Source organism: Pseudomonas sp. (genome assembly GCF_050739995.1).
Lineage (GTDB): Bacteria > Pseudomonadota > Gammaproteobacteria > Pseudomonadales > Pseudomonadaceae > Aquipseudomonas.
The window spans coordinates 1-2,173 of record NZ_JBOICG010000521.1; the positions used below are offsets into that span (position 1 = coordinate 1).

A 2,173-nucleotide genomic window follows, 5' to 3' on the forward strand; every position below is an offset into this window, starting at 1 on the left:
GATATAGCCCGAGGCATCCGCGGTCCCATCCCAATAATGCGTGAAGGTTCCCACCACATTGGGGTCTGGATTCCGATCGGGATATCGTCCGTAACCCTGGAACCTCATCGTAATCAAATCCCCGTGAAGGATGTTCGCATTGGGTTCGATCAGCACCTCGACCCAGAACCAAATAGGCGGCTGAGTACTGCAGGTCATGAAGCTGCTAGGGTGAGACTCCGACTGGGGAAAGCGAGGTTGTGGATAGAGGACCGGAGGAAGGTTGGTTTGCAGGCCAACTTGTGCCAACAGTGAAAACGACGAATTCACGTTACCTGCGCGATCCATCAAACGATAAAAACAAAAAAGCCAAAGCGCCCCCGGATAGCTGCGGAACACATCCCGGGGCACGTCAACGAAAATAAGCCCGGTATCACTGACAAGAGGGGGTGAAGTCAGCGTGGGCATGCCCGTTGGCAGCGCATTCTTATCAGAAAAATACATCAGCACTTGGTCACCGGCCTTGCGCCCCAAATAACCCGACGGAATTTCCATGGGTACCAGGGGATTGGCGTCCAGGTAAGGCTGGGTGATCGGGTCAACAGGGAAAATAGCCGGTAGTAACAGCTGGTTTCCACCGGGGGCGTCACGGTCGATTTCGATCCTCACCGACGTGGAGGTATCAAAGCTTGGACTATCGGGCCTGGTGTTATGAAGCCGAAAACTGACATCAACCACAGCGCTGCTCAATAGAAACTCTTTGGGTATCGTCAAGTCATCCAAAGGAAAATCAGCATCCGTCAGCGGGCCGCGCAGCTCAATGGGTGGTGTATCAACCGAATTGGCTCCCAGGACATGCCACTCGAAAATAATGAACTGGCTTCTACCGGCAACGGGTAGGACCGCCCAAGGCGTTTCAATAGAAACCCGTAGGTCGGTGAAATTGAATCGAGCAGGGAGCAACCCATCTGGCAATACGTCGAGTACGCTTGGCGCATCAAGCACCAGAGTGCCCACTGGGCCCGAAGGTCCATTCGGGCTAGGCTGACCCGTGTTGGTGGTGCTCATAAAAACCTCCCGAAGTTCAACTCCGCTCAGCCAGATTCACACTGCGTATATGGCTTGATGGGATTAATTGAACACCTCCCGCCTACCTGCGGATACTGTCATAACTAACAGGTGTACCTCCCGCTCGTCGGATTCGCGGGCCTGATCGCGTGCTCGCCAAAAAGATTATTTCCTTGACGAAGTGTGTTGAGTGTTGTTTTCTGAAACCGGTTTCAGTACCCGCTCAACTCTAATAAGAAAGGCTCGACCGTGACTCCATTTTCCGCCGCTCAACGCAGCCGTGTGACCATGCTCGACGTAGCCGAGCGCGCCGGCGTGTCCAAGGCCAGCGTGTCACGCTTTATCGGCGATGACCGCGCCCTGCTCTCCGATGCCATTGCCCAGCGCATCGAACAAGCCATCGAACAACTCGGCTACCGACCCAACCAGATGGCCCGCGGCCTCAAACGTGGCCGCACGCGCCTGATCGGCATGCTGGTGGCGGATATCCGCAACCCCTATTCCATTGCCGTGATGCACGGTGTCGAAACGGCCTGCCGCCAGCACGGCTACAGCCTGGTGGTGTGCAATACCGACCGCGATGATGAACAAGAGCGCCAGCATCTGGCGGCATTGCGCTCGTACAACATCGAAGGGTTGATCGTGAACACCCTCGGCCATCACCTCGACCAGTTGCTGGAACTGCAACGGGAAATGCCCCTGGTACTGGTGGACCGCAAGGTCGAACCGCTGCACAGCGACCTGGTAGGGTTGGATAACCCGGCGGCGGTGCGCATGGCCATGGATCACCTGGAACAACAGGGTTATCGCGATGTGATGCTGGTGAGCGAAGCCACCGATGGCACCAGTTCGCGACTGGAACGTGTGGCGAGTTTCGAGGCCGAGATTGCCAGCCGTCCTGGGTTCACCGGCGCCGTGCTGGAGCTGGATGACGCGCTGCAACACCACCTGCAGACCTTTCTCGCAAAACCTGGCCCCAAGGCGCTGTTCTGCGCCAACGGTGTTGCCGCGCTGGCCTGTACCCGCGCACTCAAGCAGCTGGGCTGCAACCTATTCGAGGACGTAGGGCTGATCGCCCTGGATGACCTGGATTGGTACCCGCTGGTGGGCACGGGCATCACCGCAC

Annotated in this window: 2 protein-coding genes; one reads left to right on the forward strand and one right to left on the reverse strand. The window is 57.2% G+C overall.

The window, feature by feature from the left end; genetic code table 11:
* Positions 1 to 1,047, reverse strand: a 1,047-nt coding sequence (locus tag ACRESD_RS17075; RefSeq protein WP_431751995.1) for a hypothetical protein, incomplete at its 3' end; no start/stop codon positions are given.
* Positions 1,048 to 1,296: 249 nt separating this feature from the next.
* On the opposite strand from ACRESD_RS17075, the gene ACRESD_RS17080 reads away from it, so the two are divergent.
* Positions 1,297 to 2,173, forward strand: an 877-nt coding sequence (locus ACRESD_RS17080) for a LacI family DNA-binding transcriptional regulator (RefSeq protein WP_431751996.1), incomplete at its 3' end; no start/stop codon positions are given.